Source organism: Kribbella sp. NPDC004536, from assembly GCF_042873835.1.
Lineage (GTDB): Bacteria > Actinomycetota > Actinomycetes > Propionibacteriales > Kribbellaceae > Kribbella.
Genome location: NZ_JBIALY010000002.1, coordinates 1,943,298 through 1,965,711 on the forward strand (window position 1 = coordinate 1,943,298; position 22,414 = coordinate 1,965,711).

Annotated in this window: 22 protein-coding genes and 1 riboswitch; of the genes, 8 read left to right on the plus strand and 14 right to left on the minus strand. The window is 70.1% G+C overall.

The features are described from left to right. The first annotated feature begins 234 nt into the window (after positions 1-234). Positions 235-1,503, plus strand: a complete 1,269-nt coding sequence (locus ACFYRU_RS24115; protein WP_387662543.1) for a sensor histidine kinase — start codon at positions 235-237, stop codon at positions 1,501-1,503. Between the two features lies 1 nt (position 1,504). Beyond that, positions 1,505-2,155, plus strand: coding sequence for a response regulator (locus tag ACFYRU_RS24120; protein WP_387662545.1), 651 nt, complete (start codon positions 1,505-1,507; stop codon positions 2,153-2,155). Here ACFYRU_RS24120 and ACFYRU_RS24125 read toward each other — a convergent pair. Continuing rightward, on the minus strand, positions 2,152-2,700 hold the full coding sequence (locus ACFYRU_RS24125; RefSeq protein ID WP_387662547.1) for a MarR family winged helix-turn-helix transcriptional regulator: 549 nt from the start codon (positions 2,698-2,700) through the stop codon (positions 2,152-2,154). The two genes, ACFYRU_RS24120 and ACFYRU_RS24125, sit on opposite strands and share 4 nt — an antisense overlap. A gap of 127 nt (positions 2,701-2,827) precedes the next feature. On the opposite strand from ACFYRU_RS24125, the gene ACFYRU_RS24130 reads away from it, so the two are divergent. Then, a complete protein-coding gene (locus tag ACFYRU_RS24130) occupies positions 2,828-3,493 on the plus strand; it encodes an FMN-dependent NADH-azoreductase (protein WP_387662549.1) in 666 nt (221 codons plus the stop codon). Between the two features lie 35 nt (positions 3,494-3,528). Here ACFYRU_RS24130 and ACFYRU_RS24135 read toward each other — a convergent pair whose 3' ends face one another. The 11 genes from ACFYRU_RS24135 to ACFYRU_RS24185 all read right to left on the minus strand — a co-directional run bounded on the left by ACFYRU_RS24135 (position 3,529) and on the right by ACFYRU_RS24185 (position 15,059). Next, positions 3,529-4,359 (minus strand): putative RNA methyltransferase, encoded by an 831-nt coding sequence (locus ACFYRU_RS24135; RefSeq protein ID WP_387662550.1) that lies wholly within the window; start codon positions 4,357-4,359, stop codon positions 3,529-3,531. A 5-nt stretch (positions 4,360-4,364) separates the two neighbouring features. Next, entirely contained in the window at positions 4,365-5,237 is an 873-nt protein-coding gene (locus ACFYRU_RS24140) for an ABC transporter permease (protein WP_387662551.1), read from the minus strand. Further along, positions 5,224-6,159 (minus strand): ATP-binding cassette domain-containing protein, encoded by a 936-nt coding sequence (locus ACFYRU_RS24145; protein WP_387662552.1) that lies wholly within the window; start codon positions 6,157-6,159, stop codon positions 5,224-5,226. Before ACFYRU_RS24145 ends, ACFYRU_RS24140 begins: the two co-directional genes overlap by 14 nt. A gap of 8 nt (positions 6,160-6,167) precedes the next feature. Next, complete coding sequence (locus tag ACFYRU_RS24150; RefSeq protein ID WP_387662554.1) at positions 6,168-7,232, minus strand: outer membrane lipoprotein carrier protein LolA; 1,065 nt, start codon at positions 7,230-7,232, stop codon at positions 6,168-6,170. Between the two features lie 177 nt (positions 7,233-7,409). Continuing rightward, entirely contained in the window at positions 7,410-8,006 is a 597-nt protein-coding gene (locus ACFYRU_RS24155; protein ID WP_387662556.1) for a hypothetical protein, read from the minus strand. Then, positions 8,003-9,346 (minus strand): 5,6-dimethylbenzimidazole synthase, encoded by a 1,344-nt coding sequence (bluB, locus tag ACFYRU_RS24160; protein ID WP_387662558.1) that lies wholly within the window; start codon positions 9,344-9,346, stop codon positions 8,003-8,005. Before bluB ends, ACFYRU_RS24155 begins: the two co-directional genes overlap by 4 nt. Next, the gene (locus ACFYRU_RS24165) at positions 9,343-10,797 is read right to left on the minus strand and encodes a cobyrinate a,c-diamide synthase (RefSeq protein WP_387662560.1); all 1,455 of its coding nucleotides are present in this window, start codon (positions 10,795-10,797) and stop codon (positions 9,343-9,345) included. Before ACFYRU_RS24165 ends, bluB begins: the two co-directional genes overlap by 4 nt. Next, positions 10,794-11,408 carry a cob(I)yrinic acid a,c-diamide adenosyltransferase gene (gene cobO, locus ACFYRU_RS24170; protein WP_387662562.1) on the minus strand — a complete coding sequence of 205 codons (615 nt, stop codon included), beginning with the start codon at positions 11,406-11,408 and terminating at the stop codon, positions 10,794-10,796. Before cobO ends, ACFYRU_RS24165 begins: the two co-directional genes overlap by 4 nt. Continuing rightward, on the minus strand, positions 11,408-13,387 hold the full coding sequence (locus ACFYRU_RS24175; RefSeq protein ID WP_387662564.1) for a putative cobaltochelatase: 1,980 nt from the start codon (positions 13,385-13,387) through the stop codon (positions 11,408-11,410). The genes cobO and ACFYRU_RS24175 overlap by 1 nt, the downstream gene beginning before the upstream one ends. Positions 13,388-13,479: 92 nt before the next feature. After that, positions 13,480-13,547: riboswitch (cobalamin riboswitch) on the minus strand. A gap of 57 nt (positions 13,548-13,604) precedes the next feature. Continuing rightward, positions 13,605-14,303: a FadR/GntR family transcriptional regulator gene (locus ACFYRU_RS24180; protein WP_387662565.1), complete on the minus strand. Its 699-nt coding sequence runs from the start codon at positions 14,301-14,303 to the stop codon at positions 13,605-13,607. 54 nt (positions 14,304-14,357) lie between these two features. Next, the gene (locus tag ACFYRU_RS24185) at positions 14,358-15,059 is read right to left on the minus strand and encodes a FadR/GntR family transcriptional regulator (protein ID WP_387662567.1); all 702 of its coding nucleotides are present in this window, start codon (positions 15,057-15,059) and stop codon (positions 14,358-14,360) included. A gap of 131 nt (positions 15,060-15,190) precedes the next feature. On the opposite strand from ACFYRU_RS24185, the gene ACFYRU_RS24190 reads away from it, so the two are divergent. Genes ACFYRU_RS24190 through ACFYRU_RS24210 form a run of 5 tightly spaced genes read left to right on the plus strand, consistent with a single transcriptional unit; the run spans position 15,191 to position 21,670 of the window. Then, entirely contained in the window at positions 15,191-16,804 is a 1,614-nt protein-coding gene (locus tag ACFYRU_RS24190; protein ID WP_387662568.1) for an ABC transporter substrate-binding protein, read from the plus strand. Between the two features lie 3 nt (positions 16,805-16,807). Then, on the plus strand, positions 16,808-17,767 hold the full coding sequence (locus ACFYRU_RS24195; RefSeq protein WP_387662570.1) for an ABC transporter permease: 960 nt from the start codon (positions 16,808-16,810) through the stop codon (positions 17,765-17,767). Beyond that, positions 17,767-19,716: a dipeptide/oligopeptide/nickel ABC transporter permease/ATP-binding protein gene (locus ACFYRU_RS24200; protein WP_387662572.1), complete on the plus strand. Its 1,950-nt coding sequence runs from the start codon at positions 17,767-17,769 to the stop codon at positions 19,714-19,716. The genes ACFYRU_RS24195 and ACFYRU_RS24200 overlap by 1 nt, the downstream gene beginning before the upstream one ends. Next, a complete protein-coding gene (locus ACFYRU_RS24205) occupies positions 19,713-20,732 on the plus strand; it encodes an oligopeptide/dipeptide ABC transporter ATP-binding protein (RefSeq protein ID WP_387662573.1) in 1,020 nt (339 codons plus the stop codon). The genes ACFYRU_RS24200 and ACFYRU_RS24205 overlap by 4 nt, the downstream gene beginning before the upstream one ends. After that, the gene (locus tag ACFYRU_RS24210) at positions 20,729-21,670 is read left to right on the plus strand and encodes a dihydrodipicolinate synthase family protein (protein ID WP_387662575.1); all 942 of its coding nucleotides are present in this window, start codon (positions 20,729-20,731) and stop codon (positions 21,668-21,670) included. The genes ACFYRU_RS24205 and ACFYRU_RS24210 overlap by 4 nt, the downstream gene beginning before the upstream one ends. On the opposite strand, the gene surE is transcribed toward ACFYRU_RS24210, so the two are convergent. Beyond that, complete coding sequence (gene surE / locus ACFYRU_RS24215) at positions 21,660-22,163, minus strand: 5'/3'-nucleotidase SurE (protein ID WP_387662576.1); 504 nt, start codon at positions 22,161-22,163, stop codon at positions 21,660-21,662. The genes ACFYRU_RS24210 and surE overlap by 11 nt on opposite strands. Further along, positions 22,112-22,405, minus strand: a complete 294-nt coding sequence (locus tag ACFYRU_RS24220) for a 5'/3'-nucleotidase SurE (protein WP_387662578.1) — start codon at positions 22,403-22,405, stop codon at positions 22,112-22,114. Before ACFYRU_RS24220 ends, surE begins: the two co-directional genes overlap by 52 nt. Between the last annotated feature and the right edge of the window lie 9 nt (positions 22,406-22,414).

Genomic DNA, 22,414 nt, shown 5'->3' on the forward strand with positions numbered 1-22,414 from the left:
TCCCCCATACCTGTCCGTAGCCGGACGGGCACCCGCCCCGACCACAGACCGTACCTGCCTGAGCAGCAGATCGCGACGCCCACGACGGCCGAACCCGGCGTGCCCGCGTCAAATTTGCGTAAACACTCAACTTTCCGGTGACTCAGCCCACGTCCCGGGCCGGCGATCGAGGGTTTCCCTGCGCTCACTCCGGGGAGGGAGGCCGCGACGCGCGGACTTTGACAGGATGTACCTGTGCGGGTGATCAGTCAGCTCTGGCGGCCGGCGACGTACCTGCGCTGGGTCTACCTGCTGCTCGGCGCCGCGCTGGTGCTCGCGTTCATCCTGGTCGACAGCGCGCTCGGCGCGGTGGTCGCCGACCTGGACCTGCCGAAGGTTGCCACCGGCATCCTCTGGGTGGTGCTCGGCCTGTTGCCGCCGGTCGCGCTCGGCCTGCTGCCCGCGGTCCGCGAGGTCGAGGGCATCGCGGTCGAGTCGTTGCTCGCGGTCCGGTTCGAGGAACGGCCGCTCGGGCCGTCCCGGACCTGGGCGCAACGGCGGCGGACGACGGTGTGGTTCTGCCTGCACCTGCTCGCCGGCGGGCTGATCGGCGTCCTCAGCACGATCGTGTTCGGCCTTGGCGCGATCTGGCTCGCGGCCCCGTTCCGCTCCCCCGGCGCACGCGACGTCGTACCGGGCTGGAAGTACGACGTCCGTGGCGACTGGACCGACCTGTGGATGCCACTGGCGGCGATCGGCATGCTCGCGGCACTGTTCCTGCTGGCGGCCGCGGTCGGCGCGCTGCTCGCGTACCTGGCGCCGCAGGTGCTCGGGCCGACCGCCGCGGAGCGGATCGAGCTGCTCGAGAAGCAGACCGCGACGCTTGCCGAACGCAACCGTCTCGCCCGCGAGCTGCACGACAGTGTCGGGCACGCGCTCAGCCTGGTCACGATCCAGGCCGCCGCCGCGCGCCGGGTGCTGGCCAGCGACCCGGCGTTCGCCGAGACCGCACTGGCCGCGATGGAGACGTCCGCGCGGGCGGCGCTCGCGGACCTCGACCACGTCCTCGGCCTGCTCCGGGACGACCGGCGCCCGGGCGCCCGGACCGCACCGCAGGCGACGCTCGGCGGCTTGGACCGGCTGGTCGAGGCGACCCGCGCGGGTGGCATCACGATCGACGTCGAACGCTCCGGCGACCTCGGCCAGCTGCCCGCCGCGGTCTCCCGCGAGGCGTACCGGATCGTCCAGGAAGGGCTGACGAACGCGATCCGGCACGCGGGCCGCCCGGCCGGCGAACTCGCCGTCCGCCTGTCCATCTGCCTCGACGCCTCCGGCCTGCGCCTGGCCGTGACGAATCCGGTCAGCGGCAGGTCCGACCACTCCGGCGGCGGCCGGGGCGTGGCCGGGATCCGTGAAAGAGTCACCGTACTGAGAGGCTCCGTCGACGCGGGCCCGATCGACCTCCCGGACGGCCCGGGCTGGCAACTGGCCGTACGGCTGCCGGTCAGCATGACGAAGGGGTGACATGAGCCTGTCCGTGGTTGTCGTCGACGACGAGCCGCTGATCCGGAGTGGTCTGCGCGCGATCATCAACGCCGAGGAGGACCTCGCGGTCGTCGGCGAGGCGGGTGACGGCGCGGAGGTGCTCCCATTGGTCCGGCGGACCGGGGCGGACGTCGTACTGATGGATGTCCGGATGCCCGCGGTGGACGGGATCCAGGCGACCCGGTTGCTGCTGGACAACCTCGACCCGGCGCCGCGGGTGCTGGTCGTGACCACGTTCGAGAACGACGACTACGTGTACGACGCGCTGCGCGCCGGGGCGTCCGGGTTCCTGCTCAAGCGGACGCCGCCGGACGAGATCATCGCGGCGATCCGGACCGTCGCGCGGAGCGAGTCGCTGCTGTTCCCGGAGGCGATCCGGACGCTCGCGCTCGCCCACGCCGGTACGCCGGCGCCGAGCGGACTCGACCAGTACCAGCTGACCGAGCGCGAGCAGGAGGTCCTGCGGTTGATGGCCCGCGGGCTGTCCAACGCCGAGATCGCGGCCGAGCTGATCCTCGGTCTGCAGACCGTGAAGACACACGTCGCGAATGTGCTGTCGAAGCTCAACGCCCGCGACCGCACCCAGGCCGTGATCCGAGCCTACGAGTCAGGCTTCGTGCCGCTGCATTAAGTGTTCGCGGGGTCGTCCGCTTCGGCGAGGGTACAGGCGTTGTGCAGCGGGTCGATGGCGTTCGCCTTCATCGCCAGCCGCTGCAGGAGCATCCGGAAGCTGGCCCGCTCCGACTCGTCGAGGATGCCGAGCATCTGGTCCTCGGTCGCGCGGAGCTTCCGCTCGAGGTCACAGAGCGCCTCGTGCCCCTGCTCGGTCGGCGCGATCAGCCGCGCCCGCCGGTCCGCCGGGTCGGGCCGGCGCTGCACGAGGCCTGCCTTCTCCAGGTCGTCGAGCAGGTAGGTCATCACGGTCCGGTCGACGCCGAGCTGCGCGGCCAGGTCGAGCTGCCGCTTCGGGCCCTCGGAACTCGTCGTCGCGAGGATCTGGTACCCGCGCGGCCCGCCGGGCAGGCCCTCGAGCGCCGCCGCGGACGCCTTCGCGTACTGCCGGAAGACGACGCCCAGCGCCCAGCCGAGATCGGCCTCCACCGGCGCACCACTGGCCGCCTCGGGCTCGACTCCGCGCGTACCACGGGTCGCGACCTCGGGCGAAGTACTGGACATGTCCCCATCCTACGTGGCGTACGCCACCCGGAATACGTTCTGACTTGAATATGTTCTGCTTCACAGATTATCTTCGGAGCAGCTCAACTCCGAGCTCGCCCCCTCAACCTGATGGAGACAGACCGATATGAGCACCCTGCTACGCGTCGACGCCAGCATCCGGCTGGACGGTTCGGTGTCCCGCGCGCTGGCCGACAGCGCGGAGGCCGCCTGGAAGGCGGAGCACCCGGACGGTGTCGTGGTCCGGCGTGACCTCGGACAGCACCCGCTGCCGGCGACCCTGTGGCCGACGTTGGCCGGCGCCCAGGTGGGCCAGGAGCCGGTCGCCGGCTCCGAGCGGATGCCGCTCGCGGACGCCAAGGCGCTGGCGGCCGAACTGTCCGCCGAGGTACGCAACGCCGACGCGATCCTGCTCGCCGTACCGCTGTACAACTTCGGCATCGCCCAGAACGTGAAGTCCTGGATCGACGTCCTGCTGATCGACCGTGAGCTGTCGGGCAACGCCGAGCTCAAGGGCCGGCCGGCCATCTTCGCGCTCGCCCGGGGCGGCGGCTACGGCCCGGGGACCCCGCGGCACGGCTGGGACCACGCCACGCCGTACCTGGAGCGGATCTTCGGTGACGTTTTCGGGATGAACATCCGGACCGCGGCCGCCGAGCTCACCCTCGCCCCGGTCACCCCGGGCATGGAGGAACTGATCGACGCCTCCAAGGTCTCCGAGTCCGCGGCCCACGTCGAGGCCGACAAGCACGGCACCACCGTCGCCCGCGAACTCATCGGCAACGCAGCCTGAGCTGACAGCTCAGTGGTGCCGAGCTCGAGCCGGCATCACTGCGGCCGCCAGGTCGACAGCGTGACCGAGAGCGTGACGATTGTGGGTTCCGGCAAGACTGCGATCTGCTGCAGCAGATCGCGGTAGTTCAGGTGCCGGGCGCTCGGCGTCATCAGCACCAGCTGTTCCACCGCGGTCCGGTCCAGCGACATCGTCTCCTCGACGACCTCGCTGCCCGTCCGTACGAACGCTCCGTCGAGCGAGTCCTGCAGGCGGCGCTCCTTGTCCTCGTCGACGCTCACCATTCCGAGTACGTCGACCAGCTCGGCCAGGTGCTGCTGGTTCGGGGTGACCACGAGCAGCCGGCCGTCCGGTGCGAGGATCCGCGCCATCTCCTTCGCGTTGCGCGGAGCGAACACGTTCAGCACCACCTGGGCCGATCCGTCGACGACCGGCAGCTCCTTCCACGCGTCGCACACCACCGACGCGATCCGCGGATCCACTTTCGCGGCGCGGCGGGCGGCGTACTTCGACACGTCCAGGGCGATCCCGCGCCGGCGGTCCGACGTACCGAGAACTCCGGCCAGGTAGTAGCCGGTACCGGCACCGACCTCGACGACAAGGTCGTCTGCGCCCAGTCCGGCCGCGAGGATCAGCGCGTCCCGGATCGCGACGTAGTAGCCGGTGCCCAGGAAGACCGTACGGGCGCCGACCATCGCGGCCGAGTCGCCCTCGATCCCGTTCGACGCCGCGGGCAACAGGTTCAGGTAGCCCTGCTTGGCCAGGTCGTACGCGTGTCCCTGCGCGCACCTCGCCGTACGGCCGTCCAAGGCGAGCCGGTCCGCGCAGACCGGGCAGCGCAGTACGGAGACGAGGTCTGGGTTCACCGGGCCTAGGTTATGTCGCGGCTGGTGATGCGTGCCCAGGCGGCCGAGTAGAAGACCACGACGTAGCCGGCCTGGAGCAGCAGGTTGCGGGCGATCTCGTGGTAGTACGGCGGATCTCGGAGCAGGTCGGCGAACGACTGCCAGCGGAAGACCAGCAACCACGGGTGGATCGCGTGCAGCTGCGGGATCGCGGTCAGGATCCCGAGGATCACGAAGGTGCCGAACGTGGCCGCCATCGCGGCCAGCGGGGTCGACGTCAGCGACGACACGAACAGGCCGATCGCGGCCAGCCCGAGCAGCGACAGCGAGATCAGCACCGCGATCCCGAACGCCCGGAGCAGTCCTTCGCCGAGCGAGACCGTCGTGCCGGACAGCAGCAGCACGTCGCCGACCGGGAACAGGACGAAGCCGACGATGAAGCCGGAGATCCAGATCGTCATCGTCGCCGCGAAGCAGAACACGATCAGCGCGACCATCTTCGCGGCCAGCAGCCGGGACCGGCCGGCCGGTGCGACGAGCAGGTTGCGCAGGGTGCCGAGGCTGGCCTCACCGGCCAGCGACTCACCCGAGATGACCGTCACCGCGGTCGGCAGGAAGAACGGCATCGACAGGCCGAGGCTGCCGACGATCAGGAACAGGCCGTTGCCGGCGATCTGCCCGAGGAAGCCGTCGGTGCCGCCGTTGGAGTTGGCGATCTTGATCGCGACGCCGATCAGCAACGGCACGGCGGCGAGCACGCCGAGACCCACCTGGGTGCGGGTGCGGCCGAAGACGAGCTTCAGTTCGGACCGGAACAGCGCGAGCGTGTGCCGGCCGGCGCTCGGCCGCTGGACGACTGTGCCGGTGACCGGCTCGGCGACCGCTTCACTCGGCGACATCGAAACCCTCCCCGGTGAGTGCCACGAACGCGTCCTCCAGGCTGGGCCGCTCCAGGCCGAAGCCGTGGATGCGGACGTCGGCGGCGACCAGCGCGGCCGCGAACTTCTCGATCGGGAGCTCGCCGGGATCGCCCTCGACGGTCTCCTCGGACGTCTTCAGGTCCGTGACGCCGAGGCCCTGCAACGTGTCGGCCGCCTGGGTGAGGTCCGGCGTCCGGACGACCAGTCGCGGCCGGAGCTCCGAACGCAGGTCGGCGACCGTGGACTGGCGGAGCAGCTTCCCACGGCTCATCACGGCGGCGTGCGTGCAGACCTGCTCGACCTCGGCCAGCAGGTGGGTCGAAGTGAACACCGTCGTCCCGTCGCTCGCGAGGTCACGGATCAGGTGCCGCACCTCCCGGGTGCCTTGCGGGTCCAGGCCGTTCGTCGGCTCGTCGAGCACGAGCAGCTCGCGGCCCTGCATCAGCGCGACCGCGATGGCGAGCCGCTGGCGCATGCCGAGCGAGTACGCTCGCACCTTCTTGTTGGCCGCGTTGGACAGGCCGACCCGTTCCAGCGCCTCCCCGGCGCGCGCCTTACGGGTCTTCGGGTCTGCCGTCCGGTCGGCGGCGTCGAACCGCAACAGGTTCGCCTGACCGGTCCAGAACGGGTAGAACGCCGGGCCTTCGACGAGTGCGCCGACCCGCGGCAGCACCCGCAGGTGCGCCTTCGGCATCGGTTCGCCGAGCAGCTCGACCTGGCCCGACGTCGGCGCGATCAGGCCGAGCAGCATCCGGATCGTGGTGGTCTTCCCCGACCCGTTCGGGCCGAGGAAGCCGAACACGCTGCCGGCCGGCACCTCCAGGTCGACCGCGTCCACCGCGACCTGTCCGCCGTGGAACCGTTTGGTCAGCCCGCGGGTGACGACCGGCGCGCCCGCCATCTCGGTGCTCAGCGTGGGGCCTTCGCGGCCGCGGCCTGCAGGGTGTCCGGGGTGACCAGACCGGCGAACACCCGGCCGTCGTCGGTGATCAGCGCGCTCACCATCTTGCTGGTCAGTACCTTGCCCTTGCCCCACGAGCCCTGCACGGTCGGCGCCTTCGCGAGCAGTTGCGCGAGCGGACCGTTCCCGGTCAGGCCGCTGGTCCCGGCGCCCTTGATCATCACCACGCTGTCCCAGCCCTTGCCGATCACCGTCGGCTTCTCGGCACCCGGCCCACCGGGCTTGCGCGGCAGGACCCGGTTCGGCACGACCTGCTTCGGGATCTGCTTCTGGCCCGGGTTCGCCGGGACCTTCTCGTCGGTGACCTTCACGCCCTTCGGCGGGGTGAAGGTGAACGAACTCGCGGACGGCACGTCGAACGACACCGACGTGAAGCCCACCTCGAGGGCCGGCTTGCTACCGGACCGCTGCATCACGGTCACGTCCAGCGGGACCCACGTCTTGGAGTCGATCGCCAGCGTCACCGAACCGACGGTGGTCTTGTCGGTCTTCGGCACCAGGCGCAGCTTGTACGCGTCCCGGCCGGCGACCTTCTCGGTGCCGCTGACCGCGACGTTCGTGGTCGGGTCGATGGCGTCCAGGAACTGCTTCGCGACGGCCTGCGGGTCGTACGACCGCGGCGCCGTCTGCTCAGGCTTCCCGGGCTTCACGTTCTTGTGGGAGGGCAGCGTCAGCTTGGTGGCCTCGAGCTTAGACGAGTCGTACGCCCACGCGGACGTACCGTCCGTGGTCCAGAGCCGCTCGGCCTGGTTGTCGAGCACCGACACGCGCGCCTTGTCCGGCGTCGCGAACGCGACCCGGGCGGTGTGCTGACCGCTGAGCATCTCGGTGAGCTGGCTGTTGCCGCGGTCGCCCAGGCCGGGGATCGCCGGCAGGCCGAGGTCGGCGCTCGAGCTGACCGTGCCGCTGAGGCCGTCGACCTTCGCCGTCTGCACCTTCGCGAGCAGGTCCTGCGCGCTGATCGTCGGCAGCTTCGGCGAGGCGTCCGCCATCGCCGGGCCGAGTGTCCCCACCCCCGCCACCACCGCAACCGCCGCGACCGGAACCGTCCACCGTTTACTCCGCTGCGCTACACCCATGACTACAGCCTCGCACCGGGCGGGGACGGAACCAAGGGTCCTCAGGGTAGGTTCACCCGAAAGAGTGAGTGCGGCGTACGACCATGGTCGTACGCCGCACTCAGATTCCGCTCAGCGGGACTGCAGAGCGTCCAGCGCGACCGTCATCGCGGCCGCCACCCGGAAGTCCAGGCGCTGGTCCTGGACGGTGATCCGGTACCGGTCCCGGATCGACACCTTCCGCTCCACCGACAGCACAGGCCGGCCGCTGTTCCGCTCGGTGAAGTCGAAATGGAAGATGAACGGCAGCGGGATCTCCCCGACGAACGGGACGAACTCCCAGACCCGGCGCAGGATCGCGATCGTCGGGTTCCGCTCGGTACCGTCCGCGTCGACGCCCGGCGCGGACAGCTGCCAGCTGGACCGGAGCAGACTCTTGCCGAACTCCTTCTTGAACCAGCCGATCGACTGCCCGCCGGCGTCGTACACGTCGTAGCCCGAACCGAGGTCGATCGTCTTGCGGGCCTTGAACGAGAACACCGGCTGCGCCTTGGTGTCGTCGGTGTAGAACGTCACCTGCTCCTTGAACGCCATCCGCTTCTGTTGCGCGAATGCCAGCAGCTGCCCGTCGCTCCCGTCCGGATTGGTGGCGATCAGCTCGTACTTGTTCGCCATCATCGTGATCCGCTGCTTCATCGAGAAGGCGGGAACGTACATCGGCTCACTCATGCGCAGGAGTGTGTCAGACCACAGGCCGACGCACCTGTCCGCAGACCTTCCGCGAGGGCTTTCGCTGCCGGTGAGCCGTCGTTCAGAACTATGTCGAGGTGGCCGGCGCCTTGCAGGGCGAGGTCGCGGGCGATCTCCACGCCGTACTCCTCCGCTTCCGCCGGTGTGCGGGCGGGGCGCCAGAGTACGCCGAAGTCGTGGCCCGGCCTGTCCTCGTGGAGATCCACCACGAGCGCCTCAGCCTGTCGAAGGTGCGTGGCGTCGCCGCCGACGATCACTCGGATGCGCTGGCCCGTTGCCGGTGCCGCGTTCTGCGCCGCTTCGTGCGCATCGTCGACGATCGAGGTCGTACGGCGGCCCCATTCCTCGTCGTGGATCGCCCACGAGAGCGGCCGGCGCTTGGCCCAGCCGGACCGTACGAGCTCAGGAGCCGGTGCGAAGTGGTCGACGTACCCGACACACAGGTAACCGACCAGCTCGATGTGCGGCGGCAGACCGAGTACTTGCGCGACCTCCTCCGGGCCGAAGAACGAGACCCAGCCGACGCCGAGCCCTTCGGCGCGGGCCGCCAGCCAGAGGTTCTGGATCGCGATCGCCGCGGAGAACCAGGTAGTGCGCGGGTCCGCATGCCGGCCGAGTACGTGCCGGCCGCCGCGCCCCGGGTCGCAGGTCACCGCGATGTTGAGCGGGGCGTCGAGGATCGCCTCGATCTTCAGGCCGTCGAACGCCTGCCGTCGCTCGTCGGGCAGCGAGGCCGCGAACACGTCCCGCTGACGCACCGCGAGCTCGTGCACCTTCGTTCGAGTGGTCAGGTCCCGAATCAGCAAGAAGTCCCAGGGCTGGCTGAGTCCCACGCTGGGCGCCCGATGTGCCGCTTCCAGCACGCGTGTCAGTTTCTCCTCGTCGATCGGGAGCTGCAGGAAGCCCCGGCGTACGTCCCGCCGCTCGGCGATCACCCGCTGCACGGTCGCCCGCTCCTGCGCCCCGTAGCCATCGGCCGGCAGACGTCCGACCGCCACGGTGGCGTTGTCGGTCTTGTACTTCGGTACCAGGAGCTCGGCGCCTGCTGCTGACACGGCTGCTTCGGCAACGCTCGGAATGCCTTTGAGTCTGTTGACCTGTTCGCTCGGATTCGGCACCGGCTGCCTCGCCAGCTCGTCCTTGGTGAACGTACGAACCTCGGCACCGAGGTGGTCCGCGAGTTGCTTGAACGCAGGCTCGGTTTCGCGGCCCTGCAGGGTCACGATCAGCTCGACCGGACCGGGCAGGTCGGCGACGGCGCCTTCGAGCTCGGCGTACGGCGTACCCGCTCGGAGCCCGATTCCGACGACGAGCCTCATCCCGCGTACTCCCGCGCAGCCGCGACGAACCGCGCCGCGACGTCCGGCATCGCGCTCCAGTGCAGGTGCAGGTACGACGCGTGCACGTTGGGAAGCACCACGCCTTCGACCCCGCCGGGCAGATGCCAGGCGGGTCGTACGCCCTCGTCGAACTTCACCGCGGTCCGGTGGAACTCGTGCCCCCGGACCCGCCGTCCCTCGTCGAAGGACGCCGAGGAGGTCGCGGCAACCGCCGTACGGTACCCAAGCGTCAGCCGCCCGGTCATCCGAGCGGTGGCCGGCAACACCCCGGTCATCGGATGGCCGTCGAGCTCCCGGCACAGGTAGAGCAGTCCCGCACACTCGGCGATCACCGGAAGCCCGTCCGCGACGGCCTGCGCCACCTGCCGGCGGAGCTCGACGTTGGCGGACAACCCCTCGGCGTGCAACTCCGGGAAGCCGCCGCCGAGGTAGAGCGCGGCGGTTGCCTCGGGCAACTTATCGGTCAGCGGGTCGAAAGTTACCACCTCGGCCCCCGCCGCGGTCAGCAGCTCAGCCGTCTCGGTGTAGTGGAACGAGAACACTGGACCGCCCGCCACAGCAATCGGCGGCGGCTCACCTGGGACGGCGTACCGACGAACGGGCAGTGGTCCCGTTTGTCCGGCCCCGGCTCGGCGCGGCACGCTCACCTGCCGACCGGTGGGCCGGCCACTACCCGTGCTTCGGTACGCGGCGGTCTCGGTGGTCGGGTTCCACGGCGCTGCCTCGGTGGGTGCCGCGGCGCAGGCGACGGCTACCACGGCTTGGAGGTCTACGCTTTCGCGGACCAGTTCGGCGGCGGCTGTTACGGCGTCCTCGGCCTGGGTGCGTTGTTCGTTGGCGGGGACGAGGCCCAGGTGCCGGCTCGGGACCGTCAGGCGGGGGTTTCGGTGCAGGGCTCCTAGTACGGGGATGCCGGTCGGCGCGATTCCGGCGCGTACTTCGGTCTCGTGCCGGACGGACCCGATCTTGTTCAGGATGACGCCGACGATGCGTACTTCGGTGTCGTACGCAACGAAGCCCTGGACGACGGCGCCGACGCTCCGGCCGGCGGCGGACGCGTCGACGACGAGGATGACCGGCGCCTTCAGGAGTTTGGCGACGTGCGCGGTCGAGGAGAACCCGTCCGTCCCGAGCGCGCCGTCGTACAACCCCATCACGCCTTCGACCACGGCCAGGTCCGCATCGGCGGAGCCGTGGGCGAAGAGCGGCGCGACGAGATCCTCGCCGGACAGCATCGGGTCCAGGTTGCGACCCGGGCGAGCGGTGGCGACGGCGTGGAAGCCGGGGTCGATGTAGTCCGGTCCGACCTTGAACCCGGCGACCTTGTGACCCGCCCGCCGCAGCGCCGCCATCAACCCGACCGCGATCGTCGTCTTCCCCGCGCCCGAAGACGGCGCGGCGATCACCACTCGCGGGATCAAGCGGGTCACCACTCGATACCCTTCTGGCCTTTCTGGCCGGCGTCCATGGGGTGCTTGAGCTTGGTCATCTCGGTGGCGAGGTCCGCGGCTTCCAGCAGCTTCGGATGCGCGTCGCGGCCGGTGATCACCACGTACTGATGACCGGGACGGTCCACGAGCGTCGACACGACCTCGTCGACGTCGATCCAGCCCCACTTCATCGGGTACGTGAACTCGTCGAGGACGTACAGGTCGTGGGTCTGCGCCGCCAGCCGACGCTGGATCTCGCGCCAGCCTTCCAGCGCGTCGGCGGCGTGGTCCTCCTCGGTACCCGCCTTGCGGGACCAGCTCCAGCCCTCGCCCATCTTGTGCCATTCGACCGGGCCGCCCTGCCCGGTCGACCGGTGCAGCTCGCCGAGGGCCTTGAAGGCGCTCTCCTCGCCGACCTTCCACTTCGCGCTCTTCACGAACTGGAAGACACCGAGGTTCCACCCCTGGTTCCAGGCGCGCAGCGCCATCCCGAAGGCGGCGGTCGACTTCCCCTTCATCTCACCCGTGTGCACCATCAGCAGCGGACGGTTCCGGCGCTGGCGCGTGGTCAGTCCGTCGTCCGGTACGGCGCTCGGCTGTCCCTTCGGCATCAGGCGACCTTCCGCTCGGTCACGGTTCTGATGAGGTTGCCTGCGGCAACGTCTCCGAGGTCGAGGTACTCCGCGCCGAGCTCCGCCGCCAGTTCCGCGGCCAGCCCGAGCCGGATACCGCGGCGCGGTTCGCAGTCGACGACGACGGTCGCGATCCCATGCTGGGCGAGCCGGCCGGCCGCTTGACGGGCCCGGTCGAAGGCGTTGTCGCCGTACGTCGCGCGTCCGTCGGTGACGAGTACGAGCAGCGGGCGCCGGCGCGGGTCGCGGATGACCGCGATCCGCAGTACGTCGGCCGCCTGCAGGAGACCTTCCGCGAGCGGGGTACGACCGCCGGTGGGAAGGGATTCGAGCCGTCGTACGGCGGTCTCGACGCTGCCCGTCGGCGGCAGCGCGACCGTCGCCGCGGGACCGGCGAACGTGACCAGCCCGACGGTGTCGCGGCGCTGGTACGCGTCCAGCAGCAACGAGACGATCGCGGTCTTCACCTCGGTCATCCGCTTCTTCGTGCCCATCGAACCGGACGCGTCGACGCAGAACAGCACGAGGTTTCCCTCCCGCCCTTCCCGCACCGCGAGCCGTACGTCGCCGGCACGCACCACGAGTCCCGGCCCGGTCCGGCCACGAACCTTCTGGTACGGCGCCGCGCTCCGCACCGTCCCCAGCAGATGCGGCCGCCCCGCCTCCCGCCCGACCCGGGCCCGCTCCCCCACAACCCGCCCGACCTCGGTCACCGCCCGAGACCGCCGCCCCGCAACCCCGGCCCCCGCCGTCCGCACACTCAACAACCGAGCCTTGTACGGCTGAGAGCTGTTTGCGACGTCACCGCTCGGCGCGGGACCCGGCTGTTCTCCATCAGAGGAGGGAGCCGGAGCCGCCGAGTCAGTCGAGTCTGTGCTCGCCTCCGGCTTGTCGCCTCCACCTGGACCGTTCGGGTCGTCGTCGGGGTCTTCTTCTGACGGGGTGCTGTTGTTGATGGCCTCTTCCAACTGCTCCTGGTCCAGGCCGGGGGCGTCGAAGGGGTTTCGGCGACGGCGGTGTGGGAGGGCCAGTTTGGCGGCTGCCCGTACGTCCTCGACCTCGACGACCGTCCGGCCGGACCACGCGGCATGTGCGACGGCTGTGCGGGCGGTGACGAGGTCGGCCCGCATGCCGTCGACGTCGAAGGAGGCGCAGATCTCCGCGATCTGCCGGAGCGCCGCGTCGGTCAGGATCACCTCGGAGAGCAGGTCGCGCGCCTTCACGATGCGTTCGGCGAGCTCGCGCTGCGGACCGTCGTACCGCGCCACGAAACCGTCCGGATCCGCCTCGTACCCGAGCCTCGCGCGCATCACCTCGACGCGGACGGCCGGGTCGCGGCTGGCGACGACGTCGACGGTCAGGCCGAACCGGTCGAGGAGTTGCGGGCGGAGCTCGCCCTCCTCCGGGTTCATCGTGCCGACGAGGACGAACCGCGCCGGGTGGGTGACCGACACGCCGTCACGTTCCACGGTCGCGCGTCCCATCGCGGCGGCGTCGAGCAGTACGTCGACCAGGTGGTCGTGCAGCAGGTTGACCTCGTCGACGTACAGCAGTCCCCGATGCGCGGCCGCGAGCAGCCCGGGCTCGTACGCCGTGACGCCCTCGGCGAGCGCCTTCTCCAGGTGCAACGACCCCAGCACCCGGTCCTCGGTCGCCCCCACCGGCAACTCCACCAACCGCGCCGCCCGCACCACCCGCTCCCCCGCGTGCGGACCGTCCGGGCAGGTCGGATCGGGGCGTTCCGGATCGCACGAGAAGCGGCAGCCGGGTACGACGTCCACCGGCGGAAGGATCTCCGTCAGCGCCCGGACCGCGGTCGACTTGGCCGTACCCTTCTCGCCGCGGATCAGCACCCCGCCGATCGCTGGCGAGATCGCGGCCAGTACGAGCGCGAGCTGGAGCTCGTCCATCCCGACGACCGCGGTGAAGGGGAAGGAGTTCGGTACTGCAGCCCGCATCGGCGGTCGCCCTTTCGTCGAGCGGGTGTCCACGCCCGCTACGGCACTGGTACGCCTGCCCGCGTGACCGCAGGCCTGCGGACGACCGTGGATGTCCTGGCTCCCAAGGCCGCAGCCTCGGTCACAGTGGCGGGACCGCCCCGGATTCGCACCGGTGTTCCTCCACAACCGTCGCGCCGATCATGGCACACCCGCCCGCAGCTGCCCGCGACCAGGCTCACACGCGAGGAGGCTGACTTCCGTACGGCCCGGCGCCGAGGCGGCCGCGGACCTCCTTGAAGTGCAGGTGGACCGCTTCCTCGGCACGCTCGGCGTCACCGGAAGCGATCGCGTCGACCACCTGCTGGTGCAACACGGCGGTCTCCGAAGCCGGCACGGCGACGGCCTCCAGGTCGACGGCCCGGTACACGTCCCAGAACAACCCGACCAGCTCGCGCGCCAGCGGGACCCCGGCCGAGTCACAGATGTGTTCGTGGAACTCGCGATCCGCGGCCGGCGCGTCGGCGCCACCGCCCCGCATCCGCTCGACACATCCGAGCAGCTTCTCCCGCAGCGCGGCATCGTCAAGGCCCGCTGCTCTCCGGGTGAGCTCGGTCTCGAGGATTTCCCGGATCTCCAGCAGCTCCCGTAGCCGTTCGGTACTGCTGCCGGACCGCGTCCGGAACAACAACCACGGCTGCAAGGCCGACGAACTCGCCGACCCCACGAACGTCCCGTACCCGTGCCGGATCTCGACGATCCCCAGCGCCTGCAGGGCTTTCAGGGACTCCCGGACCGAGTTGCGGCTCACGCTGAAGTCCGCCATCAGCACGCTCTCGGGCGGCAACGGCGCGCCGGGCCCGAGGTCGCGTTCGATGATCAGGTCGGCGATCGCGTTCGCCAGCTCGTCGCTGCGCTTCGGCCGGGTCACTGCCACGCCCGACATCCTACGACCGGCGCGCGACCTCCGACGCGCCACGACGCGGCGTACCTACGGCGCGGCGATCGTGAGTCGCCGCCGGACACCGGCGAAGTGCCCCGCCATTGCGGTCGCCGTCGCGGCCGGGTCGCCGGCAGCGATCGCGTCGTAGATCGCGCGATGCTGCTCGAGGATCGCCGCCGCGGGTTCCTCCGGCGGAGTCAGCTCGGGTTCGAGCTGGTGGTACGAATCCCAGAATGCCCCGAGCAGCCGGTTCACCAGCGTGTTGCCGAGCGGCCGGAACAGTACCTCGTGGAACCGCCGGTCGACGGCCGGCGAGATCCGTCCGGCCCGCGCCTCGGCCGCCATCGTCTCGAGTACGTCGGCCAGGCCGCGCAGGTCAGGCCCTGGTTCGAAGGCGATCATCCGCTGCGCCAGGCCCGACTCCAGCGCCTCCCGTACCTCGGTCAGCTCGGCCAGGCCGCTGCGCCCGTCGCGCAGGCTGATCCTGGTGTGGAACGTCATCTCGTCCACGAGCGCGCCGAGCGACATCGCGCCGACGTACATGCCGAGGCCGCGGCGTACCTCCACGATGCCGATCGCCTGCAGCGCCTTGATCGCCTCGCGGACCGAGTTCCGGCCGACGTCGAGCCGGGCGGCGAGCTCGGCCTCGGTCGGCATCGGGTCGCCCGCGGCCAGGTCGAGCCGCAGGATCAGGTCCTTGATCCGGTCCTGCACCTGCTGGGTTCCGCTGGGTCTCGGTACGCGATCCATCGACAGCTCCTGGGCTCTTGACCGAACGAAGCCGGTCTCCTAAGGTCGCCGGACATAGGACGTAGGATGTGGGACAACCCACAACCTACCTGCTGCAGAGCTCCGCCACATCCCCTGCCGCTGGAGGCATCGTGAACCAACCAAACGGGTTCGAGCGCCGCTCGTTCCTGAAGTACTCCGGTGCGCTGGGCGCAGCCGCGACGATCACTGGTGGATTGTCGGCCTGCACCAGCGGCCCGGCCTCGACCGGAGCCGTCGGCGCCGGCGCGGACACCGGCCTGGTCACCGCGGTGATCGGCTACGGGAACAACCAGAGCTGGGACCCGACGCTGACCGCGTCCGCCTTCACGATGGCGGCGATGCAGCACATCTACGAGGGTCTGGTCGACACCGACCCGATCACCCGGCAGCCGTACGCCGCCCTCGGCACCGAGGTTCCGGCCGACCCGAACGCCACCTCGTGGAAGTTCACCCTGCGGGACGGCGCGAAGTGGCACGACGGGCAGCCGGTCACCGCCGACGACGTGGTCTTCACCTTCCAGCGGATCCTCGACCCGAAGCTCAAGGTGCTCACCTTCAACTTCTTCGCGAGCTGGCTGAAGGAGGTCCGCAAGACCGGCGACAAGTCCGTCGAACTGGTGCTGAACTTCCCGTTCCCGGACGGCCTGCCGCGGCTGACGATCGCGAAGATCCTGCCCAAGCACGTGTTCTCCCAGCCCGGCGCATGGGACCTGGCCAAGAACGGCAAGGCCGTCGGCTCCGGTCCGTACAAGCAGACCTCGCACCAGCCGAAGTCGAACACCACCTTCGAGGCGTTCGCGGACTACAACGGCCCGCGGCCGCCGGCGTTCAAGAAGATGAACTGGCTGAGCATCGTCGACTCCTCCGCCCGGGTCGCGAAGATCTCCGGCAGCAGCGCGGAGGCGCAGATCTCCGACAACATCCCGTACGCGAACATCGACCGGCTGAAGACGTCGGGGCTGACGGTCGAAGGCGGCAAGGGGATGAACCATCTGTTCCTGATGTTCAACACCGCGAACAAGCCGTTCGACGACGTCCGCGTCCGGCAGGCGCTGTTCATGGCGATCGACACCCAGAAGATGATCGAGGTCGCGCTCAAGGGCCGCGGCAAGGCGAGTACGTCGTTCCTGAACGAGGAGAACCCCTCGTACGCCAAGGCGAAGACGGTGTACAGCTACGACCCGGCGAAGGCGAAGGCACTGCTGACCGCCGCCGGTGTCACGAACCTGTCGATCAACCTGCTCGCGGTCAACGTGAGCTGGATCGTCGACTGCCTGCCGACCATTGCCGCGTCCTGGAACGCGATCGGCGTGAAGACCACCTTGGAGCCGCAGGACACCGCCGCGGTGTTCACCAAGATGGACCAGAACGCCGACTACCAGGTCGTCGCCGCCGCGTCGAACCCGAACCAGTTCGGCGCCGACGCCGACCTGATCCTGCGCTACAACTACACGCAGGGCGGGTCCTGGATGAAGTACACCCGCTGGGAGAACAGCGCCGGCGCGAAGGCGATCTTCGCCAAGATGGACCAGGCGATCCGGGCCACCGACGCCGATACGCGGCTGAAGCTCACCCACGAATACCTCGACCTGGTCGCGGAGCAGGCCGTGCTGTACCCCGTCGTCCACACCGAGCTGATGACGGCCTGGGACGGGAAGAAGCTGACCGGGATCAAGGCGCAGCCCTACCCGGGGATCAACCTGCTGCAGGCGAAGCGGGCCTGAGCTGTGGCTGTCGTCGTCCGCATGCTGCTCCGCCGGCTGTTGCTGCTGGTTCCGTTGCTGCTCGGCATCATCGCGTTCGTCTTCCTGGTGATGCGGTTCTCCAACAACGATCCCGCGGTCGCGTACTTCCAGGGCGCGAACCCGACCGAGGAGCAGCTGCACATGTTCCGGCAGGAGAACGGCCTGCTGGATCCGCTGCCGCTGCGCTACGTGCACTTCGTCGGCGACCTGTTGCACGGCGACCTCGGTACCAGCGTGCTCACGAAGGCGCCGGTACTGCAGTCGGTCACCACCGCGATGCCGTTGACGTTCCAGCTCACCCTGCTGGGACTGCTGATCGCGCTGGTACTGTCCTTGGTCCTCGGCGTCACCGCAGCGATCTTCCGCGATCGTTGGGTGGACCAAGCGATCCGGCTGATCTCACTCGTCGGAGTCGCGGCGCCTTCGTTCTGGCTGGCGCTGCTGATGATCCAGTACCTCGCGGTCGACCGCGGCTGGTTCCCGCCGAGCGGATACGTGAACCCGGTCGACGGGTTCGGGCCGTGGTTGCGGACGATGACGCTGCCGGCGTTCGCGCTGTCGCTGCCGGTGGCGGCCCAGCTGACCAGAATCATCCGTACGTCGGTCGTCGAGGAGCTCGACAAGGACTACGTCCGGACCGCCATCGGCAGCGGGTTGCCCCCGGTGGTGGTGGTCGGACGCAACGTCCTACGGAACGCGTTGATCAACCCGCTCACCGTGCTCGGCCTGCGGATCGGGTACCTGCTCGGCGGCGCCGTCGTGATCGAGCAGATCTTCACCCTGCCCGGGATGGGCACGCTGATGATCAACGCCGTCCGCGACGGCGACCCGGCCGTCGTACAGGGCGTCGTACTGACGATCGCGATCGGCTTCGTGGTGGTCAACCTCGTCGTCGACGTGCTGTACCTGCTGGTCAACCCGCGACTGAGGAGCGCTGCCTGATGCGTGCACGACTGGCTGAGCGGCTCTCCCGCCCAGGCATCAACTTCAAGCGCCTGCCGCCGGCCGCGTGGATCGCCGTCGCGGTCCTCACGGTGGTGATCCTGGCGGCGATCCTCGCCCCGCTGCTCACGCCGTACGACATCCTCACCCAGGAGGACAGCGGCGGCGGTCCATCGGGCGCGCACTGGTTCGGGCTGGACAGCGCGAACCGGGACATCTTCACCCGGCTCGTGTACGGTGCCCGCTGGTCGCTGATGATCGGCCTCGGAGCGACCGCGCTCGCACTGACCGCGGGCGCGGTCGTCGGGTCGATCGCAGCGACCTCACGCAAGGCCGTCGACGAGACCGTGATGCGGGTCCTCGACGTCGTCATGGCGTTCCCGGGGATCGCGCTGGCGGCCGTACTGGTGGCCGTGTTCGGCGGATCGATCCCGGTCCTGGTGATCGCGATCGCCTTCCTGTACACGCCGCCCGTGGCGAGGGTGGTCCGCGCCAACGTACTCGCGCAGTACGGCGAGGACTACGTGGTCGCGGAGAAGATCATCGGCGCCCGGACCCCGCACATCCTGCTCCGGCACGTGGCGATCAACTGCGCCGCGCCGGTACTTGTGTTCTGCACGGTGATGGTGGCCGACGCCATCGTCTTCGAGGCGTCGCTGTCGTTCATCGGCGCCGGGGTCCGGCCGCCGGAGCCGTCCTGGGGCTCGGTGATTGCCGACGGCAAGAACATGGTCCTGCTGGGCGGCTGGTGGGCGACGGTCTTCCCGGGCCTGCTGATCCTGATCACCGTGCTCGCGCTGAACATCCTGTCCGAGGGCGTCTCCGACGCCTGGGCCGCGCCGGGCGTCCGCCGGGTCGAGGGGAAGAAGCAGGAGAAGGATGCGCTGGAAGCCGCCCAGCCGGGCTCCGGTGAACTCGTCGAGCTGCCGGGTCTGGACCTGGCGGCGACGCGGTTGCGCGAACGGGCGCGGCCGCTGCCGGAGGGCGAGCCCGTACTGTCCGTGCAGGGGCTGGCGATCGGGTTCGAGGGCCGGCACGACGGGGTCGACGTCGTCGACGGGATCAGCTTCGAGGTACGGCCCGGCGAGGTGCTCGGCCTGGTCGGTGAGTCCGGTTGCGGCAAGTCGCTGACCGCGCTCACCGTGATGGGCCTGGAACCGCGCGGCGCCCGGATCCGCGGCCGGATCCGGTTCGACGGCAAGGACCTGCTGAGCCTGCGGCGCTCCGAACGGCGGCGGTTGCTCGGTCACGACATGGCGATGATCTACCAGGACGCCTTGTCCTCGCTGAACCCGGCGATGACGATCAGGGCCCAGCTCAAGCAGCTGGCTCGCCGGGGTGGCCGGCGTACTCCGGCAGAGCTGCTGGAACTGGTCGGCCTGGATCCCGAGCGGACCCTGACCAGCTACCCGCACGAGCTGTCCGGTGGTCAGCGGCAGCGGGTGCTGATCGCGATGGCGTTGTCCCGCGACCCGAAGCTGATCGTCGCCGACGAACCGACCACCGCCCTCGACGTCACGGTCCAGGCACAGGTGATCGAGCTGCTGCTCCGGCTACGCGCCGAGCTCGGCTTCGCGTTGATCCTCGTGTCGCACGACCTCGCGTTGGTTGCCGACGTCACCGATCGGGTCGTGGTGATGTACGGCGGCCAGATCGTTGAGACCGGAGTCACCGCCGACCTCGTCGGCGAGCCGGCGCACCACTACGCGCGCGGCCTGCTCGGCTCGGTCCTGTCGCTGGAGTCCGGCGCGGCCCGGCTGACCCAGATCCGTGGCGTCGTCCCGTCGCCGGCCGACTTCCCCGCCGGCTGCCGGTTCGCCGACCGTTGCCCGATGGTCACCGATCTCTGCCGCAGTACGGCTCCCGAGCTGGCCGGCCGGTCGACGCAGCATCTGGTGGCCTGTCATCACCCGGCAGTTGTCCTGGTCGAGAAGGAGGTGCTGCTATGACCGAGACGGTGCTGGAGCTGTCCGACGTACACGTCGTACACCGGGCCAGGTCCGGCGGGCTCTTCAGGCGGGACCGGGTGTACGCGCTGACCGGCGCCGACCTGACGGTCGCGGCCGGGGAGACCGTCGGTATCGTCGGCGAGTCCGGCTGCGGGAAGTCGACGCTGGCCAAGGTGCTTGTCGGCGTCCAGCGACCCACCGCCGGTACGGCGTCGTTCCGCGGCCACGACATCTGGTCGATGAAACCGGCCGAACGCCGCGAAGCGATCGGTACCGGGACCGGGATGATCTTCCAGGACCCGTCGACCGCGCTCAACCGCCGGCTGCCCGTCCATCGGGTGCTGCGGGACCCGCTCGACGTGCACCACCGCGGTACCGTTGCCCAGCGCAACGAACGGGTCCGCGAGCTGATGGCGCTGGTCGGGCTGCCGCGGAGCGTCGCGGACGCCGTACCCGGCCAGCTGTCGGGTGGTCAGCGGCAACGGGTCGCGATCGCCCGGGCCTTGGCTCTCGAGCCGTCGCTGCTGGTGGCCGACGAACCGACCAGTGCGCTGGACGTGTCCGTCCGGGCGCAGATCCTCAACCTGCTGCTCGACCTCAAGGAACGTCTCGGCCTGGCGATGGTGTTCGTCTCGCACGACATCCAGACCGTCCGCCGGATGAGCGACCGCGTCATCACCGTGTACCTCGGCCGGATCGTCGAACAGGCGCCCGCGGCCGGCATCGCCCAGCAGGCGCGGCATCCGTACACCCGGGCGCTGTTCTCCGCGACCCCCGGCCTGATCTCGCCGATCGACCCGATCCCGCTGGTCGGCCCGGTGCCGTCGGCGACCCGGCCGCCGAGCGGCTGCCCGTTCCGGACCCGCTGCTGGAAGGCCGACGACAGCTGCGCCGCCTCGATGCCCGGGTTCGAGTCCGACGCCGCCGACGCCACGCACCGGTTCCGCTGTCATCACCCCGTGGTCGCGCGGGAATCCACTGTTGACCTGATCACCCAAGCATTGGAGCGTTCATGACCTTGCCTGCCCGCCTGACCGGTGTCATCCCGCCTGTCTGTACGCCGCTGACACCGGATCACCAGGTGGACACCGCCTCGCTGGTCCGGCTGATCGACCACCTGATCGGGGGCGGCGTGAGCGGACTGTTCGTGCTCGGCTCCACCTCCGAGGTCGCGTACCTGCCGGACGGGCACCGCAAGGTCGTACTCGACACGGTCGTCGGGCACGTCGCCGGCCGGTTGCCGGTGCTGGCCGGCGTCATCGACACCGCGACGTTGCGGGTGATCGACCATGTCCGTACGGCGGTCGCGGCCGGCGTGGACGGCATCGTCGTCACGGCGCCGTTCTACACCCGTACGCATCCCGCCGAGATCGACAAGCACTTCCGGATGGTGTCGGCGGCCGCCGGCCTACCGGTGTTCGCGTACGACCTGCCGGGATCGGTGCACTCCAAGCTCGGCGCCGACCTGCTGCTGCAACTCGCGGCCGACGGCGTACTGGCCGGGTTGAAGGACTCCAGTGGTGACGAGGGCGGTTTGCGGAACGTGATCCTGAGGGCGCGCGACCGCGGCGACATCACCGGCTTCAGCGTGCTCACGGGCTCTGAGCTGACCGTCGACAACGCGCTGTGGATGGGCGCCGACGGAGTGGTCCCGGGGCTCGGCAACGTGGATCCGCACGGGTACGTCAAGCTGTACGGCCACGCGGTCGCCGGTGAGTGGGCGGAGGCGCGGACCGAACAGGAACGACTGGTACGGCTCTTCGAACTGATCGGGGTCGGTGACCCGGCGCGGATGGGGATGAGCTCGTCCGCCCTCGGCGCTTTCAAGGCGGCACTGCAGTTGCGCGGCGTGATCGAGCACGGCGTGATGGCCCCGCCGCAGATCCCGTTGGACCCCGACGAGATCGCCCAGGTCGGCAAGTACCTGGCGGCGGCCGGTCTGCTCAGTCAGTGAGGCGTTTGGCGAGGGCAGTGGCGGCGGAGTCGTCGCGGACCTCGCGGATGCCGACGATGGGGGTCACCGTGACGAAGCCCTCCCGGAGGAGCGCCTCATCGGTGCCCGGGACCGGGGTGGCGTCGGTGCGTTGGAGGGTGATCATCGGCTCGCCGGTCGGGGCCTTCGCGCCGAGCAGGACCGTCCGGCGGGGTACGGCCAGCGCGGCGTGCCGGACACCGGCCAGCTGATCCAGCGGGCGGTCCGGCACGTTGATCGTGAGCGCCGTACCGGCCGGCTCGTCGCTGATCCAGCTCAGGGCCTCGCCCGCGACCGTCGCCGCGGTCGGCCAGTGGCCCGGGTCGTCGGAGTCGATGCTGACCGCGACCGCCGACACGCCCATCCCGGCCGCCGTCAGCGCCGCGGCGACCGTGCCGGAGTGGAAGATCGTCACGCCGATGTTCAGGCCCCGGTTGATCCCGGACAGCACCAGGTCCGGCCGCGGCCCGAACACGCCCGCGTCACCGCGAGCGCCGGCGTCCCGTCGATCCCGGTGAACGTGACGCCGTGCTCCTCCTCCGCCGCGGTCCGGATCGGGCGGTCGATCATCCTGGCCCGGGCCGACCCGACCCCGCTCTCGTCGACCAGCGGCGCGACCACGAGCACGTCGTACCCGAGCTGGGCGATCGCCGGTGCGAGGGCGCGGATTCCCGGGGCGAGATAACCGTCGTCGTTGGTGATGAGGACCCGTGGCATACCTCAACC

Coding starts and splice junctions, on each gene's coding strand:
- ACFYRU_RS24120 (WP_387662545.1), top strand. CDS start 1,505: ATGAGCCTGTCCGTGGTTGTCGTCGACGACGAGCCGCTGATCCGGAGT.
- ACFYRU_RS24125 (WP_387662547.1), bottom strand. CDS start 2,700: ATGTCCAGTACTTCGCCCGAGGTCGCGACCCGTGGTACGCGCGGAGTC.
- ACFYRU_RS24130 (WP_387662549.1), top strand. CDS start 2,828: ATGAGCACCCTGCTACGCGTCGACGCCAGCATCCGGCTGGACGGTTCG.
- ACFYRU_RS24140 (WP_387662551.1), bottom strand. CDS start 5,237: ATGTCGCCGAGTGAAGCGGTCGCCGAGCCGGTCACCGGCACAGTCGTC.
- ACFYRU_RS24145 (WP_387662552.1), bottom strand. CDS start 6,159: ATGGCGGGCGCGCCGGTCGTCACCCGCGGGCTGACCAAACGGTTCCAC.
- ACFYRU_RS24155 (WP_387662556.1), bottom strand. CDS start 8,006: ATGAGTGAGCCGATGTACGTTCCCGCCTTCTCGATGAAGCAGCGGATC.
- bluB (WP_387662558.1), bottom strand. CDS start 9,346: ATGAGGCTCGTCGTCGGAATCGGGCTCCGAGCGGGTACGCCGTACGCC.
- cobO (WP_387662562.1), bottom strand. CDS start 11,408: ATGCCGAAGGGACAGCCGAGCGCCGTACCGGACGACGGACTGACCACG.
- ACFYRU_RS24175 (WP_387662564.1), bottom strand. CDS start 13,387: ATGCGGGCTGCAGTACCGAACTCCTTCCCCTTCACCGCGGTCGTCGGG.
- ACFYRU_RS24185 (WP_387662567.1), bottom strand. CDS start 15,059: ATGGATCGCGTACCGAGACCCAGCGGAACCCAGCAGGTGCAGGACCGG.
- ACFYRU_RS24200 (WP_387662572.1), top strand. CDS start 17,767: ATGCGTGCACGACTGGCTGAGCGGCTCTCCCGCCCAGGCATCAACTTC.
- ACFYRU_RS24205 (WP_387662573.1), top strand. CDS start 19,713: ATGACCGAGACGGTGCTGGAGCTGTCCGACGTACACGTCGTACACCGG.
- ACFYRU_RS24210 (WP_387662575.1), top strand. CDS start 20,729: ATGACCTTGCCTGCCCGCCTGACCGGTGTCATCCCGCCTGTCTGTACG.
- ACFYRU_RS24220 (WP_387662578.1), bottom strand. CDS start 22,405: ATGCCACGGGTCCTCATCACCAACGACGACGGTTATCTCGCCCCGGGA.